At 74.1% G+C, this 22,967-nt stretch carries 23 protein-coding genes; 9 read left to right on the top strand and 14 right to left on the bottom strand.

The window, feature by feature from the left end; translation table 11 throughout:
* Positions 1-370 precede the first annotated feature (370 nt).
* Positions 371-799: a cytochrome c oxidase subunit 4 gene (locus tag BAW75_RS23705; protein ID WP_064445180.1), complete on the bottom strand. Its 429-nt coding sequence runs from the start codon at positions 797-799 to the stop codon at positions 371-373.
* Between the two features lie 10 nt (positions 800-809).
* The gene (ctaC, locus tag BAW75_RS23700; protein WP_064445179.1) at positions 810-1,781 is read right to left on the bottom strand and encodes an aa3-type cytochrome oxidase subunit II; all 972 of its coding nucleotides are present in this window, start codon (positions 1,779-1,781) and stop codon (positions 810-812) included.
* Between the two features lie 171 nt (positions 1,782-1,952).
* On the opposite strand from ctaC, the gene BAW75_RS23695 reads away from it, so the two are divergent.
* Positions 1,953-3,104, top strand: coding sequence for a cysteine desulfurase family protein (locus BAW75_RS23695; RefSeq protein WP_104114962.1), 1,152 nt, complete (start codon positions 1,953-1,955; stop codon positions 3,102-3,104).
* Entirely contained in the window at positions 3,101-3,319 is a 219-nt protein-coding gene (locus tag BAW75_RS23690) for a sulfurtransferase TusA family protein (RefSeq protein WP_043329366.1), read from the top strand. The genes BAW75_RS23695 and BAW75_RS23690 overlap by 4 nt, the downstream gene beginning before the upstream one ends.
* 59 nt (positions 3,320-3,378) lie before the next feature.
* On the opposite strand, the gene BAW75_RS23685 is transcribed toward BAW75_RS23690, so the two are convergent.
* The 4 genes from BAW75_RS23685 to BAW75_RS23670 form a co-directional block, all read right to left on the bottom strand.
* Entirely contained in the window at positions 3,379-3,930 is a 552-nt protein-coding gene (locus tag BAW75_RS23685) for a P-loop nucleotide/nucleoside kinase family protein (protein WP_043329365.1), read from the bottom strand.
* Positions 3,927-4,901, bottom strand: a complete 975-nt coding sequence (locus tag BAW75_RS23680; RefSeq protein ID WP_064448311.1) for a carbohydrate kinase family protein — start codon at positions 4,899-4,901, stop codon at positions 3,927-3,929. Before BAW75_RS23680 ends, BAW75_RS23685 begins: the two co-directional genes overlap by 4 nt.
* A 178-nt stretch (positions 4,902-5,079) precedes the next feature.
* Positions 5,080-5,448 carry an iron-sulfur cluster insertion protein ErpA gene (gene erpA, locus BAW75_RS23675; protein WP_043329360.1) on the bottom strand — a complete coding sequence of 123 codons (369 nt, stop codon included), beginning with the start codon at positions 5,446-5,448 and terminating at the stop codon, positions 5,080-5,082.
* A gap of 137 nt (positions 5,449-5,585) precedes the next feature.
* Positions 5,586-6,746, bottom strand: coding sequence for a glycerate kinase family protein (locus BAW75_RS23670; protein WP_205797307.1), 1,161 nt, complete (start codon positions 6,744-6,746; stop codon positions 5,586-5,588).
* 43 nt (positions 6,747-6,789) lie between these two features.
* On the opposite strand from BAW75_RS23670, the gene nadA reads away from it, so the two are divergent.
* From nadA to BAW75_RS23655, 3 genes are all read left to right on the top strand, one after another.
* On the top strand, positions 6,790-7,965 hold the full coding sequence (nadA, locus tag BAW75_RS23665; RefSeq protein WP_187693530.1) for a quinolinate synthase NadA: 1,176 nt from the start codon (positions 6,790-6,792) through the stop codon (positions 7,963-7,965).
* A 214-nt stretch (positions 7,966-8,179) separates the two neighbouring features.
* Positions 8,180-9,535 carry a UDP-N-acetylglucosamine 1-carboxyvinyltransferase gene (murA, locus tag BAW75_RS23660; protein ID WP_030500128.1) on the top strand — a complete coding sequence of 452 codons (1,356 nt, stop codon included), beginning with the start codon at positions 8,180-8,182 and terminating at the stop codon, positions 9,533-9,535.
* A gap of 80 nt (positions 9,536-9,615) precedes the next feature.
* Positions 9,616-10,224 carry a DUF3043 domain-containing protein gene (locus tag BAW75_RS23655; RefSeq protein WP_104114961.1) on the top strand — a complete coding sequence of 203 codons (609 nt, stop codon included), beginning with the start codon at positions 9,616-9,618 and terminating at the stop codon, positions 10,222-10,224.
* A gap of 70 nt (positions 10,225-10,294) precedes the next feature.
* Here BAW75_RS23655 and BAW75_RS23650 read toward each other — a convergent pair whose 3' ends face one another.
* Both BAW75_RS23650 and BAW75_RS23645 read right to left on the bottom strand, forming a co-directional pair.
* Positions 10,295-10,603 carry an AzlD domain-containing protein gene (locus BAW75_RS23650; RefSeq protein WP_069088991.1) on the bottom strand — a complete coding sequence of 103 codons (309 nt, stop codon included), beginning with the start codon at positions 10,601-10,603 and terminating at the stop codon, positions 10,295-10,297.
* On the bottom strand, positions 10,597-11,343 hold the full coding sequence (locus BAW75_RS23645; protein WP_069088990.1) for an AzlC family ABC transporter permease: 747 nt from the start codon (positions 11,341-11,343) through the stop codon (positions 10,597-10,599). The genes BAW75_RS23650 and BAW75_RS23645 overlap by 7 nt, the downstream gene beginning before the upstream one ends.
* A 67-nt stretch (positions 11,344-11,410) precedes the next feature.
* On the opposite strand from BAW75_RS23645, the gene BAW75_RS23640 reads away from it, so the two are divergent.
* Positions 11,411-11,971: a helix-turn-helix domain-containing protein gene (locus tag BAW75_RS23640; RefSeq protein ID WP_043329354.1), complete on the top strand. Its 561-nt coding sequence runs from the start codon at positions 11,411-11,413 to the stop codon at positions 11,969-11,971.
* On the opposite strand, the gene BAW75_RS23635 is transcribed toward BAW75_RS23640, so the two are convergent.
* The 3 genes from BAW75_RS23635 to BAW75_RS23625 are packed head-to-tail and all read right to left on the bottom strand — an operon-like array spanning position 11,955 to position 14,627.
* Entirely contained in the window at positions 11,955-12,932 is a 978-nt protein-coding gene (locus BAW75_RS23635; RefSeq protein ID WP_064448308.1) for an ABC transporter ATP-binding protein, read from the bottom strand. The genes BAW75_RS23640 and BAW75_RS23635 overlap by 17 nt on opposite strands.
* A complete protein-coding gene (locus tag BAW75_RS23630) occupies positions 12,929-13,756 on the bottom strand; it encodes an ABC transporter permease (RefSeq protein WP_244206238.1) in 828 nt (275 codons plus the stop codon). The genes BAW75_RS23635 and BAW75_RS23630 overlap by 4 nt, the downstream gene beginning before the upstream one ends.
* Before the next feature lie 19 nt (positions 13,757-13,775).
* Entirely contained in the window at positions 13,776-14,627 is an 852-nt protein-coding gene (locus tag BAW75_RS23625) for an ABC transporter permease (protein WP_064448306.1), read from the bottom strand.
* 162 nt (positions 14,628-14,789) lie between these two features.
* Here BAW75_RS23625 and BAW75_RS33045 point away from each other — a divergent pair, with 162 nt between their 5' ends.
* Positions 14,790-19,646 (top strand): WG repeat-containing protein, encoded by a 4,857-nt coding sequence (locus BAW75_RS33045; protein WP_244206237.1) that lies wholly within the window; start codon positions 14,790-14,792, stop codon positions 19,644-19,646.
* 8 nt (positions 19,647-19,654) lie between these two features.
* Here the strand turns inward: BAW75_RS33045 and BAW75_RS23610 are convergent, their stop codons facing one another.
* Complete coding sequence (locus BAW75_RS23610) at positions 19,655-20,134, bottom strand: cupin domain-containing protein (protein WP_104114959.1); 480 nt, start codon at positions 20,132-20,134, stop codon at positions 19,655-19,657.
* Positions 20,135-20,214: 80 nt separating this feature from the next.
* On the opposite strand from BAW75_RS23610, the gene BAW75_RS23605 reads away from it, so the two are divergent.
* Both BAW75_RS23605 and BAW75_RS23600 read left to right on the top strand, forming a co-directional pair.
* Positions 20,215-20,874: a TetR/AcrR family transcriptional regulator gene (locus tag BAW75_RS23605; protein ID WP_104114958.1), complete on the top strand. Its 660-nt coding sequence runs from the start codon at positions 20,215-20,217 to the stop codon at positions 20,872-20,874.
* Between the two features lie 42 nt (positions 20,875-20,916).
* Positions 20,917-21,915, top strand: coding sequence for an aldo/keto reductase family protein (locus BAW75_RS23600; RefSeq protein ID WP_030500117.1), 999 nt, complete (start codon positions 20,917-20,919; stop codon positions 21,913-21,915).
* A gap of 51 nt (positions 21,916-21,966) precedes the next feature.
* Here BAW75_RS23600 and BAW75_RS23595 read toward each other — a convergent pair whose 3' ends face one another.
* Together BAW75_RS23595 and BAW75_RS23590 are read right to left on the bottom strand one after the other, a co-directional pair.
* Positions 21,967-22,761, bottom strand: coding sequence for a site-2 protease family protein (locus tag BAW75_RS23595; RefSeq protein ID WP_043329346.1), 795 nt, complete (start codon positions 22,759-22,761; stop codon positions 21,967-21,969).
* The gene (locus BAW75_RS23590; RefSeq protein ID WP_043329344.1) at positions 22,758-22,958 is read right to left on the bottom strand and encodes a hypothetical protein; all 201 of its coding nucleotides are present in this window, start codon (positions 22,956-22,958) and stop codon (positions 22,758-22,760) included. Before BAW75_RS23590 ends, BAW75_RS23595 begins: the two co-directional genes overlap by 4 nt.
* Positions 22,959-22,967: the final 9 nt, after the last annotated feature.

Below are 22,967 nucleotides of genomic sequence, written 5' to 3'. Positions count from 1 at the left end.
CCTCACCCCCACCCCCACGATCCACAACCCCTGACACATCTATCGGGACTTCCCGTTGACACATGTCCCGGGACATGACAGCTGTCATGGAGACCGTTTTCTTCCAAGATCTCTCGTGGTCCTGCCAACTGGAACGGCGCTCTCGGCTGATGGAGCAGTCCGGCGTGAGCCGGTGGTGCGCACCGGAGGCGGAACGGGAGAGCGCCAGAGCGCCGGGCCGGCCGCACGGGCGGTGATCATGAGGTTGGCGGGGACAAAAAGGACCGCCGGTGCCGTCAACTTCATGATCAACGGGGACGGCGGAGGGGAACGCGGAACGCGGCAGGCCCGCTCCCCCGGAGGGGGTGCGGGCCTGCCGTGGCGCTCTGGGTCAGTGCTCGGCGGTGCGGCGGGTGCCGGAGTAGTACTCGAAGAGCAGCCCGCAGGTGGCGAAGACGACCGTCACCAGGCCCAGCCCCAGCAGCCAGAACTGCCAGAACACCAGGCCCAGGCCGGCGATCGCGGCGGCCAGCGCCAACGCGAACGGCCAGTAGCTGCCCGGGCTGAAGAAGCCGACCTCACCGGCGCCGTCGGCGATCTCGCCGTCCGGCCGGTCCTCGGGGCGCAGGTCGATACGGCGGGAGACGAACCAGAAGAAGCCGCCGCACATGGCGCAGAGCAGGAAGGAGAGCAGCAGCGCCACGGTGCCGATCCACTCGATGCGGCCGTCGCTGTCCGCGTACGTCCAGGCGCCGTAGAGGATGGTCGCGCCGAGGAGGAACGTGGCGATGGTGAGGAAGATCTTCCACTCGGTCTTCATGCCGGACCTCTCAGCTTCCCGCGCCGGCCTGGGCGTCGGACGGGTTGAAGTTGTTCACGTCGCGCCGGGTGTCGAACGGCTTCGTCTCGGTGGCGTACTCGGGCTCACCGATCGCGCCGAGCGCCTCCTGGGTCGACTTGCCGGCCTTCTTGGCCGCGAGGAACTGGTCGTACTTCTCCGGCGAGACGACCCGCAGTTCGAAGTTCATGAAGGCGTGGTAGCTGCCGCACAGCTCGGCGCAGCGGCCGACGAACGCGCCCTCCTGGTCGATGCGGGAGACCTCGAACGTGTTGCGCACGTTGCCCGGCATGACGTCGCGCTTGAACAGCAGCTCCGGCACCCAGAACGAGTGGATGACGTCGCGGCTGGTCTCCTCGAACCGGATCGAGCGGCCGCTGGGCAGCACCAGCACCGGGATGACCTCGCTGGTGCCCAGCACCGAGGCGACGGTGTTGGCGTCGCGGCCCTGGCCGTCGCGGTAGTTGAACTGCCAGTTCCACTTGAACGCCACGACCTCGACGGTGACGTCCGGGTTCTTCGACTCCTTGATCACGTCGGTCTGCACGACCGCGGTGTAGTAGAAGAGCACGGAGACCACGAGGATCGGCGCGATGGTGTAGAGGAACTCCATCGGCAGGTTGTAGCGGGTCTGCACCGGCAGCTCGTTGCCGCGCTTGCGGTAGCGGACCACGCACCAGAAGATCAGGCCCCAGACGAACACACCGACGGCCAGCGCCGCGATGCAGGACGCGATCCACAGGTCGTACATGCGCTGCGACTCGGGCGTGATGCCGCCCTGCGGCCAGCCGAACCCGCCGAACGCCTTGCCGACGTCACAGCCGGTGAGCGAGACCAGCAGCGCCGCCGCGCCGAGACCGAGCCCGGCGATTCGACCAGCACCACGCCGCCGGCGTCCACCGGCCCCCGGGGAAGCGCTGTCCCGTACGGCCGAGCGCCGTACCTCCGAACTCCTTGCGACCACCTGGTCCTGCCTCCCTAGCGCGCCGCGGCGGTTGTTCTCCTTGACACCGACGGCAAAGGCGTCACCGACGGTCGCAGATTACTCGACCATGACCGGCCAGGCCGTCTTGGGGTCGCTGTCCACCCCCATCGGGGGGATCTTGGGCGTAACCGGGCGATAGCGTGGAACGTCATGAGCGCCTCCCCGGTCTACCTGGACGCCGCCACCGCGGCCCCGCTGCATCCGGTCGCGCGGCAGGCGATGCTGGCCGCCCTGGACGACGGCTGGGCCGACCCGGCCCGGCTCTACTCGGCGGCCCGCCGGGCCCGCCAGCTCCTCGACGCCGCGCGCGAGGCCGCCGCGCAGACGCTCGGCGTCCGCGCCGACGAGCTGTCCTTCACCCCCAGCGGTACGGCGGCAGCGCACGCCGCCGTACTCGGTGGCCTGGCCGGGCGCCGGCGGGCCGGGGCGACGCTTGTGCACTCGGCGGTCGAGCACTCGGCGGTGCTGCACGCCGCGCAGCGGCACACGGCCGCCGGCGGCGCGGCGGTGTCCGTACCGGTGAACCGGCTGGGCCGGGTGGACCTGGACGCCTGGGCGTCGGCGGTGGCCGCGCCCGGCGTGGCCCTCGCGGCGTTGATCGCTGCCAGTCACGAGGTGGGCACGGTGCAGCCGGTGCCCGCCGCGGCGGAGCTGTGCGCCGAGGCGGGCGTGCCGCTGTACGTGGACGCGGCGCCGCTCGCCGGCCGGGCGCCACTGCCGGCGGGCTGGTCGGTGCTGAGCGCCAGCGCGCACAAGTGGGGCGGGCCGCCCGGCGTCGGGCTGCTCGTGGTGCGCAAGGGCGCCCGGTGGGAGTCGCCGTACCCGGCCGACGAGCGGGAGTCGGGGCGTACCCCGGGGGTGGTGAACCTGCCGGCGGTGGTCGCGGCGGCGGCGAGCCTGCGCGCGGCGGCGGCCGACGCGGCGGCCGAGGCGGCGCGGCTGGGCCCGCTGGTGGACCGGATCCGGGCGCGGGTGGCGGCCGAGGTGCCGGACGTGGAGGTGGTCGGCGACCCGGTCGACCGGGTGCCGCACCTGGTGACGTTCTCCTGCCTGTACGTGGACGGCGAGGCGCTGCTGCACGCGCTGGACCGGCGCGGGTTCGCGGTGTCCTCCGGCTCGTCGTGCACGTCGTCAACGGTGCGCCCGTCGCACGTGCTGGAGGCGATGGGGGTGCTGTCGCACGGCAACGTGCGGGTGTCGCTGCACCGGGAGACCACCGAGGCGGACGTGGAGCGGTTCCTGGCCGAGCTGCCCGGAATCGTGGCGGACCTGCGGGCGCAGGCGGGGGTGACCGACCTGTGAGCGAGCCGGATCAGGTGCTGGACTGCCGGGGGCAGCGCTGCCCCCTGCCGGTGATCAATCTCGCCCGGCTGGTGCCCGGGCTGCCGGCCGGCGCGGTGGTGCGGGTGCTGGCCGACGACCCGGCGGCGGCGGTGGACATCCCGGCGTGGTGCCGGATGCGCGGCCACGAGTTCCTCGCCGCGCACGACGGGCCCGCCTACGACGTCCGGGTGTAAGGAAGGGCCCCTTGTTAACGCCTCGGGTAGAGGAAGGGACCCTTCTTAACGCCCGACGCTCAGCTCAGGTACGCGAGGATGCCGGGCAGCGGGTCGGCCGCCACGGCGGTGTCGACCACCAGGCGGGGGCCGATCAGCGGCTCGTACTCGGCCCGGCGGCGCAGCGTCAGCTCCCAGGTGCCGTCCTCGGGCGGGCGGGCCTCGACCCGGCGCCGGTGCTCCTCCTCGTCGCCGCAGTGCACCTCGATCACCCGAAGCGGCACGCCGGCCCGTTCGGCCACGTCGTGCCAGAGGCCCCGGGCGCTGGCGACCGGGTTCACCGCGTCGACCACCACGCTGAGCCCCAGACCGAGCTGCACCTCGGCCAGCCCGGCGACCGCGCCGTACGCGGCCATGCCCGGCACGTCGCCGGTGAGGCCGTAGCGGTGCAGGGCCCGCTCGACCGGGTCGACCGGCAGGACCGGGGCGCGCAGCGCGACGCCGACCCGGGCGGCGAGGGTGGTCTTGCCCACGCCGGGCAGCCCGGCGAAGGCGACCAGAACCGGGCCGCCGGAGCCGGGGCGGACCGCCTCCGGGTCCACCCCGCCCGACGGGACGGCCGCGCCGGTCACAGCAGGTGCGGCCGGACGTCCTCGGCGGCCGCGTCACCGTACGACTCGGCGAGTCGCTTCACGAACAGGTCGCGGCGGACCTCGTACTCCTGGCCGCCGAAGTTCTCCAGCACCAGCGTGGCCAGCAGGCAGCCGACCTGGGCCGCCCGCTCCAGGCCGACGCCCCAGTCGAGCGCGGCGAAGAACCCGGCCCGGAAGCCGTCGCCGACGCCGGTCGGGTCGACCGCCTGGATCTCCCGCGCGATCGGCACCCGGATCGTGCCGACCTCCCGGCCGGCGATCTCCACGCCCTGCTTGCCCAGCGTGGTGACCCGCACCTTGACCCGGTCGAGCAGCTGCTCGTCGGTCAGCCCGGCCTTGCTCTGCAGCAGCGACTTCTCGTACTCGTTGGTCATCAGGTAGTCGGCGCCCTCGACCAGGCCGAGCACGTCCGCGCCGTCCATCCGGGCGAGCTGCTGGGACGGGTCGGCGACGAAGGCGTAGCCCCGGTCCCGGCACTCGCCGGAGTGGCGGATCATCGCGGCCGGGTCGTTGGCGCTGACCAGCACCAGGTCGAGGCCGCCGAGGCGCTGCGCGACCGGGTGCAGCTCGATGTTGCGGGCCTCGCTCATCGCCCCGGCGTAGAAGGAGGCGATCTGGCACATGTCGGTGTCGGTGGTGCAGACGAAGCGGGCGGTGTGCGCCACCTCGCTGACGTGCACCGAGTCGCAGTCGACGCCGTGGCGCTCCAGCCAGGAGCGGTAGTCGGCGAAGTCGGCGCCGACCGCGCCGAGCAGCACCGGGCGCAGCCCGAGCTGGGCCATGCCGAACGCGATGTTGGCGGCGGTGCCGCCGCGCCGCAGGACCAGCTCGTCGACGAGGAAGGAGAGCGAGACCTTGTCGAGCTGGTCGGCGATGAGCTGGTCGGCGAAGCGGCCGGGGAAGCTCATCAGGTGGTCGGTCGCGATCGAGCCGGTCACGGCGATCTTCATGTCAACCCTCGGGGTCGGGAGCACGGCGCGGTCAGCCTACCGGCCCCCGGACCGGACGGACGGCGGTCGGTCACCAACCGGTCGATCAGCGCACATCCGGACGTCACCCCCAGGGGGTACGACGAAGCGGCGGGCCGCCCCACCGGGACGGCCCGCCGCTTGCGGTCGGTGCGTCGACTCAGCTGAAGGAGTCGCCGCAGGCGCAGGAGTTGCCCGCGTTGGGGTTGTCGATGGTGAAGCCCTGGGCGTCGATCCGGTCGGCGAAGTCGATGGTGGCGCCGGTCAGGTAGGGGGCGCTCATCCGGTCGACGACGACCTCGACACCGTCGAAGTCGGTGACGATGTCACCGTCGAGCGAGCGCTCGTCGAAGAACAGCTGGTACCGCAGGCCGGAGCAGCCACCCGGCTGCACGGCGACCCGGAGCCGCAGGTCGTCGCGGCCCTCCTGCTCGATCAGGGCCTTGACCTTCTGCGCCGCGACGTCGGTGAGGACGACGGTGCTGGGGGCCTTGGCCTCGGTCGACTCGGTCTGCGCTGGCGTGGTCACGTGGAAGTCTCCCTGCGCGGTATAGGTCCGGACGTCCTGGCCAACGCCGCACGTCCGCCAGTGATTCCCGGTGTGGTCCGTTTCGATCGTACGCCGCCGTCGGCGTCACCACCCGGCGGCGTGACCAGCGGAACCGGTCAGCGGCTCCACTGCCCGGCCAGCCGCGCGCCGAGCGCGCGCAGCCCCTCGGCCGGGCGGGTCATCGCCGCGTCCACTCCCCCGCGCTCCTCGCCGCCGAAGTGGTCGACCAGGCTGTACGCGTCGGTCACGCCGGCCGCCGCGGCCTCCCGCCGCCCGGTGCTCACCCGTCCCGCCAGCACCACGCAGGGCACGCCCCGGTCCCGGGCGGCGCCGGCCACGCCGGCGACCACCTTGCCGCGCAGCGACTGGTGGTCGAACGAGCCCTCGCCGGTGATCACCAGGTCGGCGGCGTCGAGCGCGGCGTCCAGCTTCACCGCGCGGGTGACCAGCCCGATGCCCGATTCGCACCGGCCGCCCAGCGCCAGCACGGCCGCGCCGAGGCCGCCCGCGGCGCCGCCGCCGGGCAGCGCGCCCAGACCGGGCGGGCAGCCCGGCAGGCGCTGCGTCAGCACGTCCGCCCAGCGGGTCAGCGCGGCGTCGAGCAGCAGCACGTCGGCCCGGTCGGCGCCCTTCTGCGGGCCGAAGACGCTGCTCGCGCCGTGCAGCCCGAGCAGCGGGTTGTCCACGTCGGTGGCGGCGACGAGCGTCGCGCCGCGCAGCCGCGGCTCGCCGTCGAGCGCGGCCACCGCGGTGAGCGCCGCGCCGCCGTACGGCAGCGCCCGGCCGGCGTCGTCGAGCGGCGTGACACCCAGCGGTACGAGCATCCCGGCGCCGCCGTCGTTGGTGGCCGAGCCGCCCAGCCCCACCACCACTGTGCGCGCGCCCGCCTCGACCGCGGCGGTGACCAGCAGCCCCAGCCCGTACGAGGTGGTGGCCTTCGGGTCCCGTTCGGCGTCGGAGAGCAGGTGCAGGCCGCACGCCTGGGCGCTCTCCAGGTACGCCGTGCCGTCGTCGGTGAGCAGGATCTCACCGGTGGCCGGGCGGCCCAGCGGGTCGACCGTGGGCACCGGCAGCCGACGTCCGCCGAGCGCGTCGGCGAGCACCTCGACGAACCCCGGTCCGCCATCGGCCAGCGGCCGGACCAGCAGTTCGTCGCCGGGGGCGACGTCCCGCCAGCCCTCGGCCACCGCGGCGGCCACCTCGGGGGCGGACAACGTGCCGGCGAACTTGTCCGGGCAGAGCAGCACGCGCATGCGCAGCAGTGTGGCAGGCCACATCGAGGACGGCTGCGCGGTGGTCGCGCTGTGGGACCATGGGGGCGTGACTTCGACCTGGGTTGAGCCGTCCAACACCGCCACGGCGCTGCTGCTCCTCGGCCGCGGCAGCGACCCCGCCACCGAACGTGGCGTGGAGTGTCCGGGTGATCTCCCCGCGCCGAGCGACCCCGACCTGGTGGCCCGCGCCGCCGCCGCGAAGGCCGCGCTCGGCACGAAGGTGTTCGTCCTGGGCCACCACTACCAGCGCGACGAGGTGATCCAGTTCGCCGACGTGACGGGCGACTCGTTCAAGCTGGCCCGGGAGGCGGCGGCGCGCCCGGACGCGGAGTACATCGTCTTCTGCGGCGTGCACTTCATGGCCGAGAGCGCGGACATCCTCACCTCGGACGCGCAGAAGGTGATCCTGCCCGACCTCGCGGCCGGCTGCTCGATGGCCGACATGGCGGTGCTGTCGCAGGTCGAGGCCGCCTGGGACACGCTCACCGACCTGGGCATCGCGGCGGAGACCGTCCCGGTGACGTACATGAACTCCTCGGCCGACATCAAGGGCTTCGTCGGCCGCAACGGCGGTGTGGTCTGCACGTCGTCGAACGCCAAGCGGGCCCTGGACTGGGCGTTCGAGCAGGGCCGCAAGGTGCTGTTCCTGCCCGACCAGCACCTGGGCCGCAACACCGCGGTGCTGGAGATGGGCTTCTCGCTCGACGACTGCGTGCTCTACGACCCGCACAAGCCGGGCGGCGGGCTGACCGCCGAGCAGCTGCGGGACGCGAAGATGATCCTGTGGCGCGGCCACTGCTCGGTGCACGGCCGGTTCACGCTCGACAGCGTCAACGACGTACGCGAGCGGGTGCCGGGCGTGAACGTGCTGGTGCACCCGGAGTGCCGGCACGAGGTGGTGAACGCCGCCGACCTGGTCGGCTCGACCGAGTTCATCATCAGGACGATCGAGGCGGCCCCGGCCGGCTCGGCGTGGGCGGTGGGCACCGAGCTGAACCTGGTACGCCGGCTCGCGCTGGCCCACCCGGACAAGCAGATCATGTTCCTCGACCGGGCGGTCTGCTACTGCTCGACGATGAACCGGATCGACCTGCCGCACCTGGTGTGGGCGCTGGAGGAGCTGGTCGCCGGCCGCGTGGTGAACCAGATCACCGTCGATCCGGAGACCGCCCGACACGCCCGGTCGGCGCTGGACCAGATGCTCGCGCTTCCGGGAGCGTGATCACCCTCGGTCACCCCACTGGCACGTAAACGCACCGGACACCCCGGTTCGTGCCCTCGCTGGTGATGTGACCGATTCCATTTTCGTCACGGAGGGCTATGCTGCCGGGGCGACGACACACGCGGCCCGTTTTCCCATGACCGCGTTCCGGGTAGCGATGAACTTCGTGCACCCATCACTAGACACGGCAGCACCCAACGCGCTGGAGGTTGCGTTGACCGACGACGTCCTGGTCGTACACGGAGGCACTCCGCTGGAAGGGCGGATCCGCGTCCGCGGCGCGAAGAACCTGGTGTCCAAGGCGATGGTCGCCGCCCTGCTCGGCGACACACCCAGCCGGCTGTTCGACGTGCCGCGTATCCGTGACGTCGAGGTGGTCCGCGGTCTGCTCGGCCTGCACGGCGTCAAGGTCAGCGACGGCGACGAGGAGGGCGAGCTGGTCTTCGACCCCTCGAACGTCGAGAGCGCCAGCACCGACCAGATCAACGTGCACGCCGGTTCCAGCCGGATCCCGATCCTGTTCTGCGGCCCGCTGCTGCACCGGCTCGGCCACGCCTTCATCCCCGACCTGGGCGGCTGCCACATCGGTCCGCGCCCGATCGACTTCCACCTCCAGGCGCTGCGCGAGTTCGGCGCCACCGTCGACAAGACGCCGGAGGGCCTGCACCTGTCCGCGCCCAACGGGCTGCACGGCACGAAGTTCGCGCTGCCGTACCCGAGCGTGGGCGCCACCGAGCAGGTGCTGCTCACCGCGGTGATGGCCGAGGGCGTCACCGAGCTGCGCAACGCGGCGGTCGAGCCGGAGATCATCGACCTCATCTGCGTGCTGCAGAAGATGGGCGCGATCATCAAGGTGCACACCGACCGGGTGATCGAGATCCAGGGCGTCAAGAAGCTGCACGGCTACACCCACCGGCCGATCCCGGACCGGATCGAGGCGGCCAGCTGGGCGGCGGCGGCGCTGGCGACCCGCGGTCACGTCGAGGTGCTGGGCGCCCAGCAGGCCGACATGATGACCTTCCTGAACATCTTCCGCTCGGTCGGCGGCGAGTACGAGGTCACCGACCTGCGCCCGCCGCGCGGCGGCAGCCCCGGCCAGGAGGGCGGCATCCGCTTCTGGCACCCGGGCGGCGAGCTGAACGCGGTGGCGCTGGAGACCGACGTACACCCGGGTTTCATGACCGACTGGCAGCAGCCGCTGGTGGTCGCGCTCACCCAGGCCCGCGGCCTGTCGATCGTCCACGAGACGGTCTACGAGCAGCGGCTCGGCTACACCGAGGCGCTGAACACGATGGGCGCCAACATCCAGGTCTACCGGGACTGCCTCGGCGGCACCCCGTGCCGCTTCGGCCGGCGCAACTTCAAGCACTCCGCGGTGATCGCCGGGCCGAGCAAGCTGCACGCCGCCGACCTGGTCATCCCGGACCTGCGGGCCGGGTTCAGCCACCTCATCGCGGCGCTCGCCGCCGAGGGCACCTCCCGGGTGTACGGCGTGGACCTGATCAACCGCGGCTACGAGGACTTCGAGGCCAAGCTGGCCGACCTCGGCGCGCACGTCGAGCGTCCCTGAGGCGTCCCGTTCACTCGACCGTCCGCGCCCGGTGCACCCGTGATGTGCACCGGGCGCGGCCGGTTGGCTACCCTTGCCGCGTGCCGTCGCTGTTTCGCCGCAAGTCCGCCGACCTCGTCGAGGAGTCCGTCACCACTGTGACGACCGACGAGGAGTCCTCCGCCGCCCGCCCCCGGGGCTACACGCCCAGCAAGAAGGAACTCGGGCAGGTCACGCCGAAGCGCCCGGTCGCCGGCCGCCGGCCGACCGCGCCGGCCAAGCCGCTGACCAAGGAGGAGGCCCGCGCGCAGCGCCGCGCCGCGCGCGCCGAGGCCGCCGCGGAGTTCCGCCGCGAGGGCGGTCCGCGTGACCGGGGGCCCGAGCGGCTGCTGGCCCGCAACGTGGTCGACTCCCGGCGTACGGTCGGCACCTGGTTCTTCGGCGGCGCGCTGATCGTGCTGGTCGGCTCCAACCAGGCCATGCCGCCGATCGTGCGGCTGCTGTCCAACCTGCTGTGGGGCGCGCTGGCGCTCGGCGTGCTGATCGACTCGGTGCTGATCTCCCGGAAGATCAAGCGGCTGGTGCGCGAGCGCTTCCCGAAGAGCACCGAGAAGCTCGGCTCGCTCTACTTCTACGCGATCATGCGGTCGATCACGTTCCGCCGGATGCGCGCTCCCGCGCCCCGGGTGAACATCGGCGACAAGGTCTGACCGGCCCCGCTCCGAAATCGGCCCCTTCCCGCTCCGGCGGTGCGGGGCCGTTCTCGTGCGAGGGCCGGCGTCAGTCCACGCCGAGCAGGCGCAGCACCGCTGTGGTGGCCGCCGCCGCGACCACGACCAGCACGAACGGCGCCCGGCGCCAGGCGAGCACCAGGCCGATCAGCACCCCGGCGGGCCGGGCGTACCCGGCGAAGCCACCGGCCTCGGTGAGCGCCGCGGTGGCGGCGAGCGCGGCCAGCAGCGTGGCGGCGCCGACCGGCAGCAGGTGGCGGGCCCATTCGGGCAGGTCCAGCCGGTCCCGCAGCAGCACCCCGGCGACGCGGAAGCCGTAGGTGCCGGCGGCCAGCGCGAGGATCACGGCGATCAGCACGAGACCTCCCCGGCCCGCACGCTCCGATCATCAGCCGCCTCGTCAGCGGTCCGGGGTGGCGCGGCGGGCGGGCGGCGGCGGGCCAGCAGCGGCAGGGCCAGCGCGGCGAGCGCGAGCAGCACCGGCAACCCGGCCGGCAGCAGCGGCGTGGCCAGCACGGCCAGGCCGGCGCCGGTCAGCGCCACCCGGCGGGTCTCCCGGTCGCGCAGGCTGGGCAGCAGCAGCGCGGCCAGCCCGGCCGGGAACGCGGCGTCGAGTCCCAGCGCGGCCGGGTCGCCGGCCGCGCCGCCGGCGAGCACGCCGAGCGCGGTGCCGGTGTTCCAGGCCAGGAAGAGCAGCACCCCGGCGAGCCAGAACGCCCGGCGCCGCCCCGGACCGGCCGGGCGGGCCAGCGCGAACGCGGTCGCCTCGTCGGTCATCAGGTGGCTGCCCAGCAGCCGCTGCCAGCGCCGGGAGCCGAGCGCGCCGCCGAGGGCCAGGCCGAACGGCAGGTGGCGGGCGTTGAGGAGCAGGCCGGCGAGGACCGCCGCGAGCGGACTGCCGGCCACGACGAGCCCCACCGCCATGAACTGGGCGCCACCGGCGTAGACGACCGCGGACATGGCGAGCGTGGCCCAGGCGGGCAGGCCGGCGGCTACCGCCACGGCGCCGAACGACGCGCCCACGGCGAGCATCGCCGCGCCGATGGCGGCGACGTCGCGGAGCACCCGGGCGTCGCCCGTTCGGTATGCCGTACGCATGTCCATTATCCTGAACGCGAGAACGCTTGTTCGTCAAACCGAACAAACCGACCGTTGGAGCGAACACATGGCGATCGACCCCGCTCCCCCACTCGCGACCATCGCCGCCGCGCTACGCCGCGAGCGCGAACGGGCCGGCCTGTCGCTCACCGAGCTGGCCCGCCGCGCCGGCATCGCCAAGTCCACCCTGTCCCAGCTGGAGTCCGGTTCCGGCAACCCCAGCGTGGAGACGCTCTGGGCGCTCGGCGTGGCGCTGGACGTACCGTTCAGCCGCCTGGTCGAACCACCCGCCGCCGCCGTGCGGGTGGTCCGGGCCGGCGAAGGTCCGCGGATCCGGTCCGAGCACGCCGACTTCTCCGCCACCCTGCTCGCCGCCGGAGCGCCGCACGCCCGGCGGGACGTCTACGTGATGGAGCTGGAACCCGGCGCGGTACGGATCGCCGAGGCGCACACCCCGCGCAGCGTCGAGCACGTCGTGGTCGCCGCCGGACGGATGCGCGTCGGCCCGGAGACCGACCCGGTCGAGCTGGGACCCGGCGACTACGTCACCTTCCCCGGCGACACCCCGCACCGGTACGAGGCGCTGGCCCCCGGCACGTTCGCCGTACTCGTCATGGAGCACCCGTGACCGCGGCCGGCGCCCGGTAGAGCCGCGCCACGACCTCCTCGATGTCCGGCTCCACGATCGAGATGTCCCGCAGCGTGGCCAGGCCGGCCAGCCCGGCCACCACCTCGGCGACGCTCGCCCGTTCCAGCGCGAAGACCAGCCGACGCCCGTCCGCCTCCACCCGCTGCACCGGCGCGCCGGGCAGCACCGGCGGCTCGGGCAGCGCCGCGTCCAGCTCGGCGACCACCATCCGGCGCGAGCCGTACCGGCGGTGCAGCTCGGCGATCGACCCGTCGTGCACCACCCGCCCGTGGTCGATCACCACGAGCCGCCGGCACAGCCGCTCGATGTCGGCCAGGTCGTGCGTGGTGAGCACCAGCGTGGTGTCGCCGGCCCGGCCCAGCTCGGCCAGGAAACCGCGCACCGCCTGCTTGCTCACCACGTCCAGGCCGATCGTCGGCTCGTCCAGGAACAGCACCTCCGGGCCGTGCAGCAGCGCCGCGGTCAGCTCACCGCGCATCCGCTGACCCAGCGAGAGCTGCCGGACCGGGGTGTCCAGGAACCCGTCCAGGTCGAGCAGGTCCCGGCAGCGGGCCAGCCGGGCCGCGTGCTCGCCGGCCGGCACCCGGTAGACGTGCCGCAGCAGGTCGAACGAGTCCCGCAGCGGCAGGTCCCACCACAGCTGCGAGCGCTGCCCGAACACCACGCCGATGCGCAGCGCCAGCCGGGTCCGGTCGGCCACCGGGCGCAGCCCGCACACCCGGGCCCGCCCGGACGACGGCGTCAGCACGCCGGTGAGCATCTTCAACGTGGTCGACTTCCCGGCGCCGTTCGGGCCGATGTAGCCGAGCATCTCGCCGCGCTCCACCCGCAGGTCGACCCCGTCGACGGCGGTCACCGTCCGCTTCTCGCGCCGCAACCGCCCGGCCCGGACCCGGACCGTGAACTCCTTGCGCAGCCCGTCCATCTCGATGACGCTCATGACCCCGTACTCCGGTAGTGACGGACCCCGACGCGCCAGGCCAGGGCGGCCAGCGCCGCCGCGACCACCGCGACGCCCGGCGCGGCCCAGCCCGCCCAGGGCGGCAGGCCGAGCGGGTCGGCGCGGCCCAGCAACGCCAGCGCCGGGTGGTAGCTGACAAAGGCGAACCCCATCCCGTACGCGAACAACGCGCGGAACCAGCCGCCGTACACGGTGACCGGGTACGAGGTGAAGTCACGCCCGCCGTAGGTGACCGAGTTGGCCAGCTCGCCCGAGTCGACCCAGTAGAACGACACCGTCGCGGTCAGCACGAAGACCGAGGCGAAGAAGACCACGGCGGCCAGCGGCGCGACGACCGCCAGCGCCACCCGGCCCGGTGTCCAGTCGATCCCCGCCGAGACCAGCGCGAACAGCAGCACGGCGAGCCCGAACACGGCCCGGGACAGCTTACGCAGCGGCAGGTCCATCAGCAGCAGCTGCGGCAGCGCGCCGAGCGGACGGACCAGCACCGCGTCGAACAGGCCGGTGCGCACGTACCGGGGAAGCCGTTCGATGTTGCCGACCAGCAGGTCGGCGGTGGCGAAGCCGCACGCCGACAGCCCGACCACGACGAGCGTCTCGCGCAGCGTGAAGCCGCCCAGCTCCCGCGTCACGCCGAAGATCACCAGGACCGTGACCACGTCGAACACCGTCGCGCCCACGTTGCCGACCAGGTCCACCACGAACGACGTGCGGTACGCCGCCTGCGAACGCGCCTGCGCGCCGAGCAGCGCCCGGTACGCCCGCAGTTCAGCCGCCCCGGGCGCGCTGTCGCGCTCAGCCACCCTGGGCGCGCTGTCGCGCTCAGCCACCCTGGACCACCAGGCGGCGCTCGGCGCGGCGCTGCACCAGCCGGCACAGCGCCAGCAGCGCCACCACCCAGGCGGCCTGCACCCCGACCAGGGCGAGACCGGTGGACATCGGCTCCCGCTCCACCAGCACGTCCAGCGGCACCTGAAGGATGCTGGGGAACGGGGTGGCGTACCGCAGGACCGTCTCCAGCGGGCCGGGCAGGAACCCGAGCGGGAAGTAGAGCCCGGCCAGCACGCCCGAGCCGAGCGTCCACAGGATCATCGGCCCTCGGACGTCCTGCAGCCAGTACGCGGTGGCGTTCACCAGGTAGCGGCAGCCGAAGCAGACCACCACCGCGAGCAGCACGGAGAGCAGGAACAGCGGCACCGTTGCCCAGTGCCGGGGCACGTACACCGCGAAGAAGAACGGGCCGATCACCAGCGGCGGCACCAGCCGGGCCAGCGCCGCGAACCCGGCCCGGCCCAGGTCGGTGGCGAGGTAGCTGGTCACCGGGTGCACCGGTCGCAGCAGGTCGGCAGCCACCTCACCGGTACGGATCCGGTCGGCCAGGTCGGTCCAGCCCCAGATGGCGATCACCGCCAGCAGCCCCTGGCCGGCCCAGACGAACGTGGCGAGCTGCGCCCTGTCGTAGCCGGCCACGGTGCCGGCCGCGCCGGTCGCGGCGAGGAAGATGTAGCAGCGCAGGAAGCCGAACACGGTGTTGGTGAACAGCCCCGCCACGGCGGCCTGACGGTAGGTCGCGTGCCGCCGGAACCCGGCCGCCGCGATCGCGCCGAATGTCCGAAACCATGGGGTAACGTGTGCGCCGGTGGGTGGTGCCACAGTGGCGGTGACCGAGCCCACGCCGTTACCCTCCTTCCGCAGCCACGACGTGCTGGACCGGGCGACTGTACCGGCACGTCCGGCGCCCCAGCGCGCGAATTTCCAATGAGGTGACACCGCCGTGAGCGAGCGACGCGAGCCGGCCCCGGGGCCGTCCCGCGCGAGCGGCCGGAGGGGTTGCCGATGAGTGGCTGGGGGAGCTGGCGCGAGCCGGCCGAACCGGCCTGGGCCGCCGAGCCCACCCACGAGTGGCAGCCGCAGTTCCCGGGGCAGCGCTACCCGGGTGACATCGGCATCGAGAACCTGACGCCGCGCCGCCGTACCGCACTCGGCCGCGCCGAGGTACGCCCGGTCAGCCCCGCGCCCGACACCGACCCGTACCCGGTCAGCCCAGCAGGCGCGCACCCGGTCAGCCCGGCGGGGTTCCACCCCGTCAGTCCCGCGCCCGACACCGATCCGTATCCGGTCAGCCCGGCCGGCGCGAACCCGGTCAGTCCCGCCGGATTCCACCCGGTCAGCCCGGCCGGTCCGCACGGCCCGCACCCCGCCGGCCCGGTGGGTCCCGCGGGTCCGCGCGACGCGTACCCCGTCAGTCCGGCCGGCCCACGCGGCACGTACCCGACCAGTCCAGCCGGCCCACGCGGCACGTACCCGACCAGTCCAGCCGGCCCACATGGCACGTACCCGACCGGTCCCGCCGGTCCGCGCGGGGCCGAGCAGCCGGGGTCCGGCGGTCCACGCGGTGGCGGCCCGGCCGGTCCGGCCACGTCCCGCGGGGCGTACCCGGCCGGGCCCACGGATCACGGCGGCCAGCGCCCCGCCGGCAGCCCTCCGGACGACCGCCGCGGGCACCCCGCGGACGGGCGGCGGCCCTGGCCGGAGGATCGGCGCCGCACCGGCCCGCCCACGCCGCCCGAGCAGCGGCTCGACCAACGCTGGGTACGCCCCGAGGCCGCACCGCGCCGGCCGTCCCAGCCCGGCTGGATGCCGGAGCCGAACGAGTTCCCGCACCATGGCGAGCGCCGGGCCGACCGCCCGCACCAGGCCGACGGACGCCGCGCCCCGGTCGAGGGCCCGCCTGCCGTGTCGGAACAGCGGTGGGGCTCGGCGTCCGACGCGCGGCGGGACCACTCCCCCGCCGGGCGCCGCGAGTCCATGCCCGACGGACGCCGCGACCGCTTCCCGGACGAGCGCCGGGAGCCGCCGTCCGACGGGCGGCGTGACCACGGCGCCGGGCGCCCGGCCGATCGGCGCGACGACGCCGTGCCGCCGCTGGAGCGGGGCGCGGCCGGGTGGGGCCAGCCGGGCCGGGACGGTTGGCGCGGCACCGACGGTGACGGCTGGCGTGACCCGAGCCGGCGTCCCCCGGCGGAGCGGCGTGAGCCGGTGGACGGCCGGCCCTTGGCAGACGGACGTGCGCCGGGCCGGGAGGCCGCCGCGTACCCGGAGACCCAGCGCCGGGCGCCCGAGAACGGGCCTCCGCAGACCGAGCCCGACCGGTACGGCGCACCGCGTCCCGGCGCCGACCAGCGGTGGCAGGGTCAGCGCCCGCCGGTCGACCGGTCCCGCCCGCACCAGGGCGAGTGGCCCATCATCGAGCCGCGGCCCCGTTCCGAGACGGACACGCGCCGGCCGGACGAACGGCAGCGCCCGCCCGTGGAGCGGCCGGCGCCGCAGCGGTACCCGATGCCGCCGTCCGACGCCACCCGCCCCGAGACCCGTGCCCCGCAGTGGCCGGTGCGGCCGGACGAGCGCAGGTCGGCACCGCCCGACGAGCGCAGGTCGGCGCCGCCGGTGCAGTGGCCGGTGCGGCCGGCCGGTCACCCGCCGCCCCGGGTCGCCGACGGCCGGGAGACGGCACCTGTCGAGCCCGCCGCACACATGCGTCCCGACGACCGTCCCCGGGTCGCCCCGGTACGGCCCGATCCGGTGCCGCCGCCGGCCACGCCCGGGCGTTCCGGGGAGGGCTCGGCCGCGCCTCGGACCGGCGACACCCCGCGTCCGGCACCTCCTGCGCCGCAGGCCGGCGTGCCCGTCGCGGACGCTCCCGTTTCCGGAGCGTCCGCCCCCGCCGCGCCGCAGGCCGACATGCCTGGCGCGGGCAGCCCCGCTTCCGGCGCGGTCACCCCCGTTCCGCCTCCTTCCGACGCGCACGTCTCCCGTGCGCCCACGTCCGGAGCGCCCACTTCTGGAGCGCAGCGTCCGGGTGGCGCGGCACCGACGGACCGGAGCGAGGGCGCGGCCCGGCCCACGCCGTCGCAGGACGGGACCGCCGAGCGTCACGGCCCGCCTTCTTCCGACCCGGTGAACACGGCGCAACCCGCGAGGGCTCGCCCGGCACCGCCTGCCTACTCCGGTTCCGTGCCCGCACAGCAGACCGCGGGCAGGCCGCCCGTACCCACACCGGCCGAGCAGCAATCCGACGTCAGGCCCGCCGACTCGGTGGAGCACCCGGCCCCGATCGCGCCCCGGCCAGTCGTGGAGAGCGGCGCCATCGGCGAGCCCGAGGCCGGACCGGACGCCGAGGCCAAGCCGTCGGATGTGGATGCCGGTCGTCGGCGCGAGTCCGAGGTGGAGGCTCCGTCCACGTCGGCCCCTGACGCCGACCGGCCCTACGCCGACGTCAGTGCCCGTCCCGCGCCCGGCACAGGACGGACGGAAACCGGCCCGGCTGTCGGCCGGACCGGCGAGCCATCGGAGCGAGCCGAGCACCCCCGCCCGGGGGCGACAACCGCTCCGCCCTCCCCGGCCACGGACTCCGGCGCCGAGGCATGGTTCCGTCCCAGCCAGCCCGCCGCCCCCGCCCAGACACCGGAACCGCCGGAGATCTTGGAAGATTCCGGCCCCCGTGGGGGCCATTTCGTACCAAGATCTGTGGCAGACCGGGCCGAGCCGGCGACGATTCGTACCCCCGAGGTGGCCGAGGCCGGGTCCGGTACCGGCTCGACGCCGCCCGCTACCGGCGTCACCACGCCATCCGACGCCGCAACCAGCGACGCTACACCGAGCGCCCCTGCCGACACCGACGAATCCACGAGCACCGCGGACCCGGCGGCCGGACACCTGGACACACCGGACGGGACCGCTTCCGGCGGGGAGAACGCGGGCAACCGCATGCCCGCCACCGGCACGTCCGCCGACACCGGAAGCGGCCGGCCGGTCACCGACGCCGAGCCGCCGGTCACTGTGGATGCCGGGCAGGACGCCACGGATTCAGAGGCTGGCGGCGGGAGCCAGACAGCCGGCGAGCCGGGCGGGGCCGGTCACGTCGAGGAACCGGCCACCACACCGGAGCCGACCGGCAGCCCCCGGGCCGACGCCGACCGCGCCGACATCACCGCCTCGCCACTGGAGTCTCCGGGCAGCCGAGCCGAAGCCGACCTCACGAGCATCGCGACCCCGCAATCGGCACCCGTCGGCATCGAGCCCGCCGGCATCACGATCCCGCAGCCGCAGGCCGCCGACACCCCGGCCACCGCGCCCGGCGAGGACTCCGACGGCGAGACCGCACCGACCGGTGACCCGGACCGCGCCCCCGCCGAGCCCGCGGCCGACGGCCAGCCCGCACCCCACACCGACACCACAACCGTCGACCCGGAGCACGACCGCGAGCCCGCACCACCCGAGCCCGCCGACGAGCCGACCGCTCAGACCGACGACGCGCCGACTCCCCGTACCCAAGAACCGGACACCGAAGCGGACGCCGAACCGGCCGGACCGCCGCCGCCCCCGGCGGACCCGGAGCAGGCCCTCGCCGCGGTCGGCTGGCGGCTGGATCCGCGTACGCTGCGCGAGGAGGCACCCGATCCGGCGCAGTTGCGGCTGATCCGGGACGGCCTGACCGGCAAGCTCGACACCACACTGGACAACCGTGGCCGGGCCCGGCTGCTGAGCCTGCGTGCGGTGGCGTCGCGGATCCTCGGCGACCTGGACGACGCGCTCGGGGACGCGCGGCTGGCAGTCACGTACGCGGAGACGACGGGTGAGCTGCGGCGTACCGCGTTGGCCCGGGCCCGTCTCGCGGAGGCGCTGCGGTGGCGGGGTGACCACGCGGAGGCCGACCGGCTCTTCGCCGAGACGAACTCGCCGGAGCTGCCGGACCCGCTGCGCGCGTTGCTGCACGAGCACGCCGGGCGGAGCTGCTACGACCAGGGACGGCTGACCGAGGCGTGCCTGCACTTCGAGCGGGCGCTGGACCTGCGCCACGGCGAGGACGCGGCGATGAACGCGCGCGTCGAGGTGGCGCTGGACGCGGTCGCGGAGCGGGCCGCCGCCGACGGTTTCGGTCCGGCCCCGCGCCGGCCCGAGGAGGTGCTCGGCGCGCCGCGTCCCCCGGTGGCGACGTTCGACGAGGAGCAGCAGCTCTGGGGATACGCGAACGCCGACGGCGAGATGGTGATCGCGCACCGGTACGCCGAGGTGCAGCCGTTCCACGAAGGGCTGGCCTGGGTACGCCGTCCGGAGGCGTCCCGCTGGGCGCTGATCGACACGTCCGGCGCGGCGCTGATCGAGGCGAACAACGGCTACCGGGCGGTGGGCGCCTTCTCCGAGGGGCTGTCCTGGGTGTCGATGGACGGCAAGGGCCGCTGGATGGCCGTGGACCGGATGAACATCGTGCGGATCCCGCCCGGGTACGAGGAGGTCAGGTCGTTCCGCAACGGACTGGCGGCGGTACGGCAGAACGGCGGCTGGGGCGCGGTGGACCTCACCGGCGAGGTGGTGGTGCCGACCCGGTACCACGGTCTCGGCACGCCGCTGGCCGACGGACGGAAGGTGGACGGGTTCACCGCCGACGGCCTGGCCGTGGTCGAGCTGGCCGGCCGCCGGGGCGTGGTGGACCGCGCCGGGCGGGTGGTGGTCACGCCGGCGTACCCGACTGTGGTGGTGCATCCGGTGGCGTTCATGGTCGCCACGGAGTCGGGCCGGTGGGGCGCGCTGGACCGGCGCGGCGACCCGCTCATCGACCCGGTGCATCCCGGCCGCGCGGCGGTGGTCGCGGAGATCGACCGTCTGCTCGCCGACGCCAGCCCGGTGCTCTGACCCCCGCCTCACGCCGACGGCGGGGGGCCCAGCAGTTCGATGCCGTTGCGGGCGGCGGCGTGCCCGAGCGCGGCCGGGTCGATCGGGGCGGGGTCGGGCAGCCGGCGTTCGGGCGCCGGTACGCCGGCCTCGGCGGCGAACTGCTCGAATCCGGCCGGGGTGGTGATCTGGAGCGCGCGCAACGGCTCGTCCGGGCCGACCACGAAGGTGTGCGCGAGCCCGACCGGCAGCAGGACGAAGTCACCGGGCCCGGCGGTGAGCGTATCGCCGTCGCAGAGGAACCGGGCGGTGCCGGAGAGCAGGTAGAACATCTCGTCCTCGACCTGGTGGCGGTGCAGCGGCGGGGCGAAGCCGGGCGGGTTCACGAACTCGGCGACGGTGAGCCGGTCCCGGGTGTGCCGGCCGCCGGCCTTCAGGGTGCACAGGTTGCCGAGGAACCAGTACGCCTCGCCGTCGTGGGGCCCGAGCAGGTAGGGGCGGATGGACATGACGGCCTCCCAATTTCGGTGAACGGAGCAATATTCGATAGTCAGCAGTATGCTGAATACGTTGTTAGTATCGCGAGGTCATGGCTGGAGTCAAGGACGGCAAGGCGACCCGCCCCTACCGATCGACGGTGCGCGAGGAGAACGCGCGGCGTACCCGTCAGGCGGTCGTGCGGGCGGCGACCCAACTTTTCGTCACCCGCGGCTACGCGGCCACGTCGCTGGCCGACGTGGCCGCTGCGGCCGGCGTCGCCCGGCCCACCGTGTTCGCCGCGTTCGGCTCCAAGGCCGCCCTGCTGCACCAGGTGCTCGACGAGGCGCTCGCCGGCGACGACGAGCCGGTGCCGGTGGCGCGTCGCCCGTGGTTCCAGCCGGTCTGGGAGGCGACCGACCAGGGTGCGGTGCTCGACGCGTACGCCGGGGTCTGCTCGTTGATCGGGCACCGCGCAGCCGGCGCGTTCGAGGCGGTGCGTCGCGCGGCGGACGAGGCGCCCGAGGTGGCCGAACTGTGGGAGACGCTGCTGCGCAACCGGCGCGCGGGCGCCACCATGGTGGTCGACCACCTGCTCACCCTGGACGGTCCGCTACGGGCCGGCGCGGGCGCCGGACGCGCGGTCGACACGCTGTGGTTCTACAACGACCCGGCGCACTACGCGGCGTTGGTGCAGCGGTGCGGGTGGACGGAGGAGAGCTTCCGGGAGTGGCTCGGCGCCCGGATGCGGGACGCGCTGCTGCCGGGGTGAGCCGCACGGCGGGGATGACCGGCCAGGGCTAGGGTCGGGGCCATGGAATTCCGTCACCTGGGCCGCTCCGGCCTGATGGTCAGCGAGATCTCGTACGGCAACTGGATCACCCACGGCTCACAGGTCGAGGAGGACGCCGCGCTCGCGTGCGTCCGCGCCGCTCTCGACAGCGGCATCACCACGTTCGACACCGCCGACGTGTACGCCGGCACCCGGGCCGAGTCGGTGCTCGGCCGCGCGCTCAAGGGTGAGCGCCGCGAAGGGCTGGAGATCTTCACCAAGGTCTACTGGCCGACCGGGCCGGGCCGCAACGACAGGGGCCTGTCCCGCAAGCACATCATGGAGTCGATCGACGGCTCGCTGCGCCGCCTGCAGACCGACCACGTCGACCTCTACCAGGCCCACCGGTACGACTACAGCACGCCGCTGGAGGAGACGATGGAGGCCTTCGCCGACGTCGTACGCTCCGGCAAGGCGCACTACATCGGCGTCTCCGAGTGGAAGGCGTCGCAACTGCGCGAGGCGCACGCGCTCGCCCGTGAGCTGCGCATCCCGCTGATCTCCAACCAGCCGCAGTACTCGATGCTGTGGCGGGTCATCGAGACCGAGGTGATCCCGGCCAGCGAGGAGCTGGGCATCGGTCAGATCGTCTGGTCGCCGATGGCGCAGGGTGTGCTGTCCGGCAAGTACCTGCCGGGCCAGCCGCCGCCGGCCGGCTCCCGCGCCACCGACGAGAAGTCCGGCGCGAACTTCATCGCGCGGTTCCTCAACGACGACGTGCTCACCCGGGTGCAGCGGCTCAAGCCGCTGGCCGAGCAGGCCGGGCTGACGATGGCGCAGCTCGCCGTCGCGTGGGTGCTGCAGAACCCGAACGTCGCCTCGGCGATCGTCGGCGCGTCCCGGCCCGAGCAGGTGCACGACAACGTGAAGGCGGCGGGCGTGAAGCTCGACGCCGACCTGCTGAAGGCGATCGACGAGATCGTCGAGCCGGTCACCGAGCGGGACCCGGCGAAGACCGAGAGCCCGGCGCAGCGTCCGTGACGTCGCGTCGTTCCCGGGCCGGCTCGCTCCGGCCCGGGAACGGCCGGTCGGCTACTGCCAGAAGCGGATCAGGGCGTAGCCGATCTGGTACAGCTCCCGCGGCAGCCCGAGCGCGTCGCCGACGGCGAACACCGCGCCGAAGAACGCCCGGTTGATCTGCGGGCTCCACAGCAGCGCGAACAGCAGGATGAAGCCGTACGGGGCGAACAGGTCGTACATCCGCCGGTAGGCGGGGCTGAGCCAGGGCTGGAGCATGTTGCCGCCGTCCAGGCCCGGTACCGGCAGCAGGTTGAGCACGCTGGCGGTGAGCTGGAGGAACGCGAGCAGCCCGACACCGGCCCAGAACTCCAGCGGCCCGCCCAGCTCGGGGCCCCACGCCACCGCGGCCACCAGCACCAGCGTGAACAGCACGTTTGTGGCCGGCCCGGCCAGGCTGACCAGCGTGTGCCGCAGCCGCCCCGGGATGGCGTGCCGGTCCACCCAGACCGCGCCGCCGGGCAGGCCGATGCCGCCGAGCAACACCACGACCACCGGCAGCACGATCGACAGCAGCGGGCTGGTGTACTTCAGCGGGTTGAGCGTCAGGTAGCCCCGGTGGGCGATGTCCCGGTCACCGGCCCGGTACGCGACCACGGCGTGGGCGTACTCGTGCAGGCACAGTGAGACCAGCCAGCCGGAGACCACGAAGAGGAACACGTCGAACCGGACGTTGCCGTACCGGTTCCAGGCCATCACCCCGCTGGCCACGAAGAGCGCGACCAGGGCCAGGAAGATCGGGCTCGGCCGGAACGCCGCCCGGGGCACGCCGAGGACCAGCGGCTCGCCGGGGCGGTCGTAGCCGGTCATTCGGCCGGGGGTTGCAGGCTCATCCGGTAGTCCACCCGGTCGTCCTCGACCAGCACGACGGTGGTGACGCCGGATGCCGCGAGCTCCCGCCAGGTCTGGCCGATCCACGACTCGGCGTCCGCCTGGCTCGTGAACGACTCGTCCGGCCCGTCGACCGCGTCGCCGTTCGTGCCCTCGTACCGCCAGCTCCACGCCATGCCGCGTCT

This window comes from Micromonospora chalcea (assembly GCF_002926165.1).
GTDB lineage: Bacteria > Actinomycetota > Actinomycetes > Mycobacteriales > Micromonosporaceae > Micromonospora > Micromonospora chalcea.
This window is presented reverse-complemented; position numbering and strand designations above follow the sequence as displayed.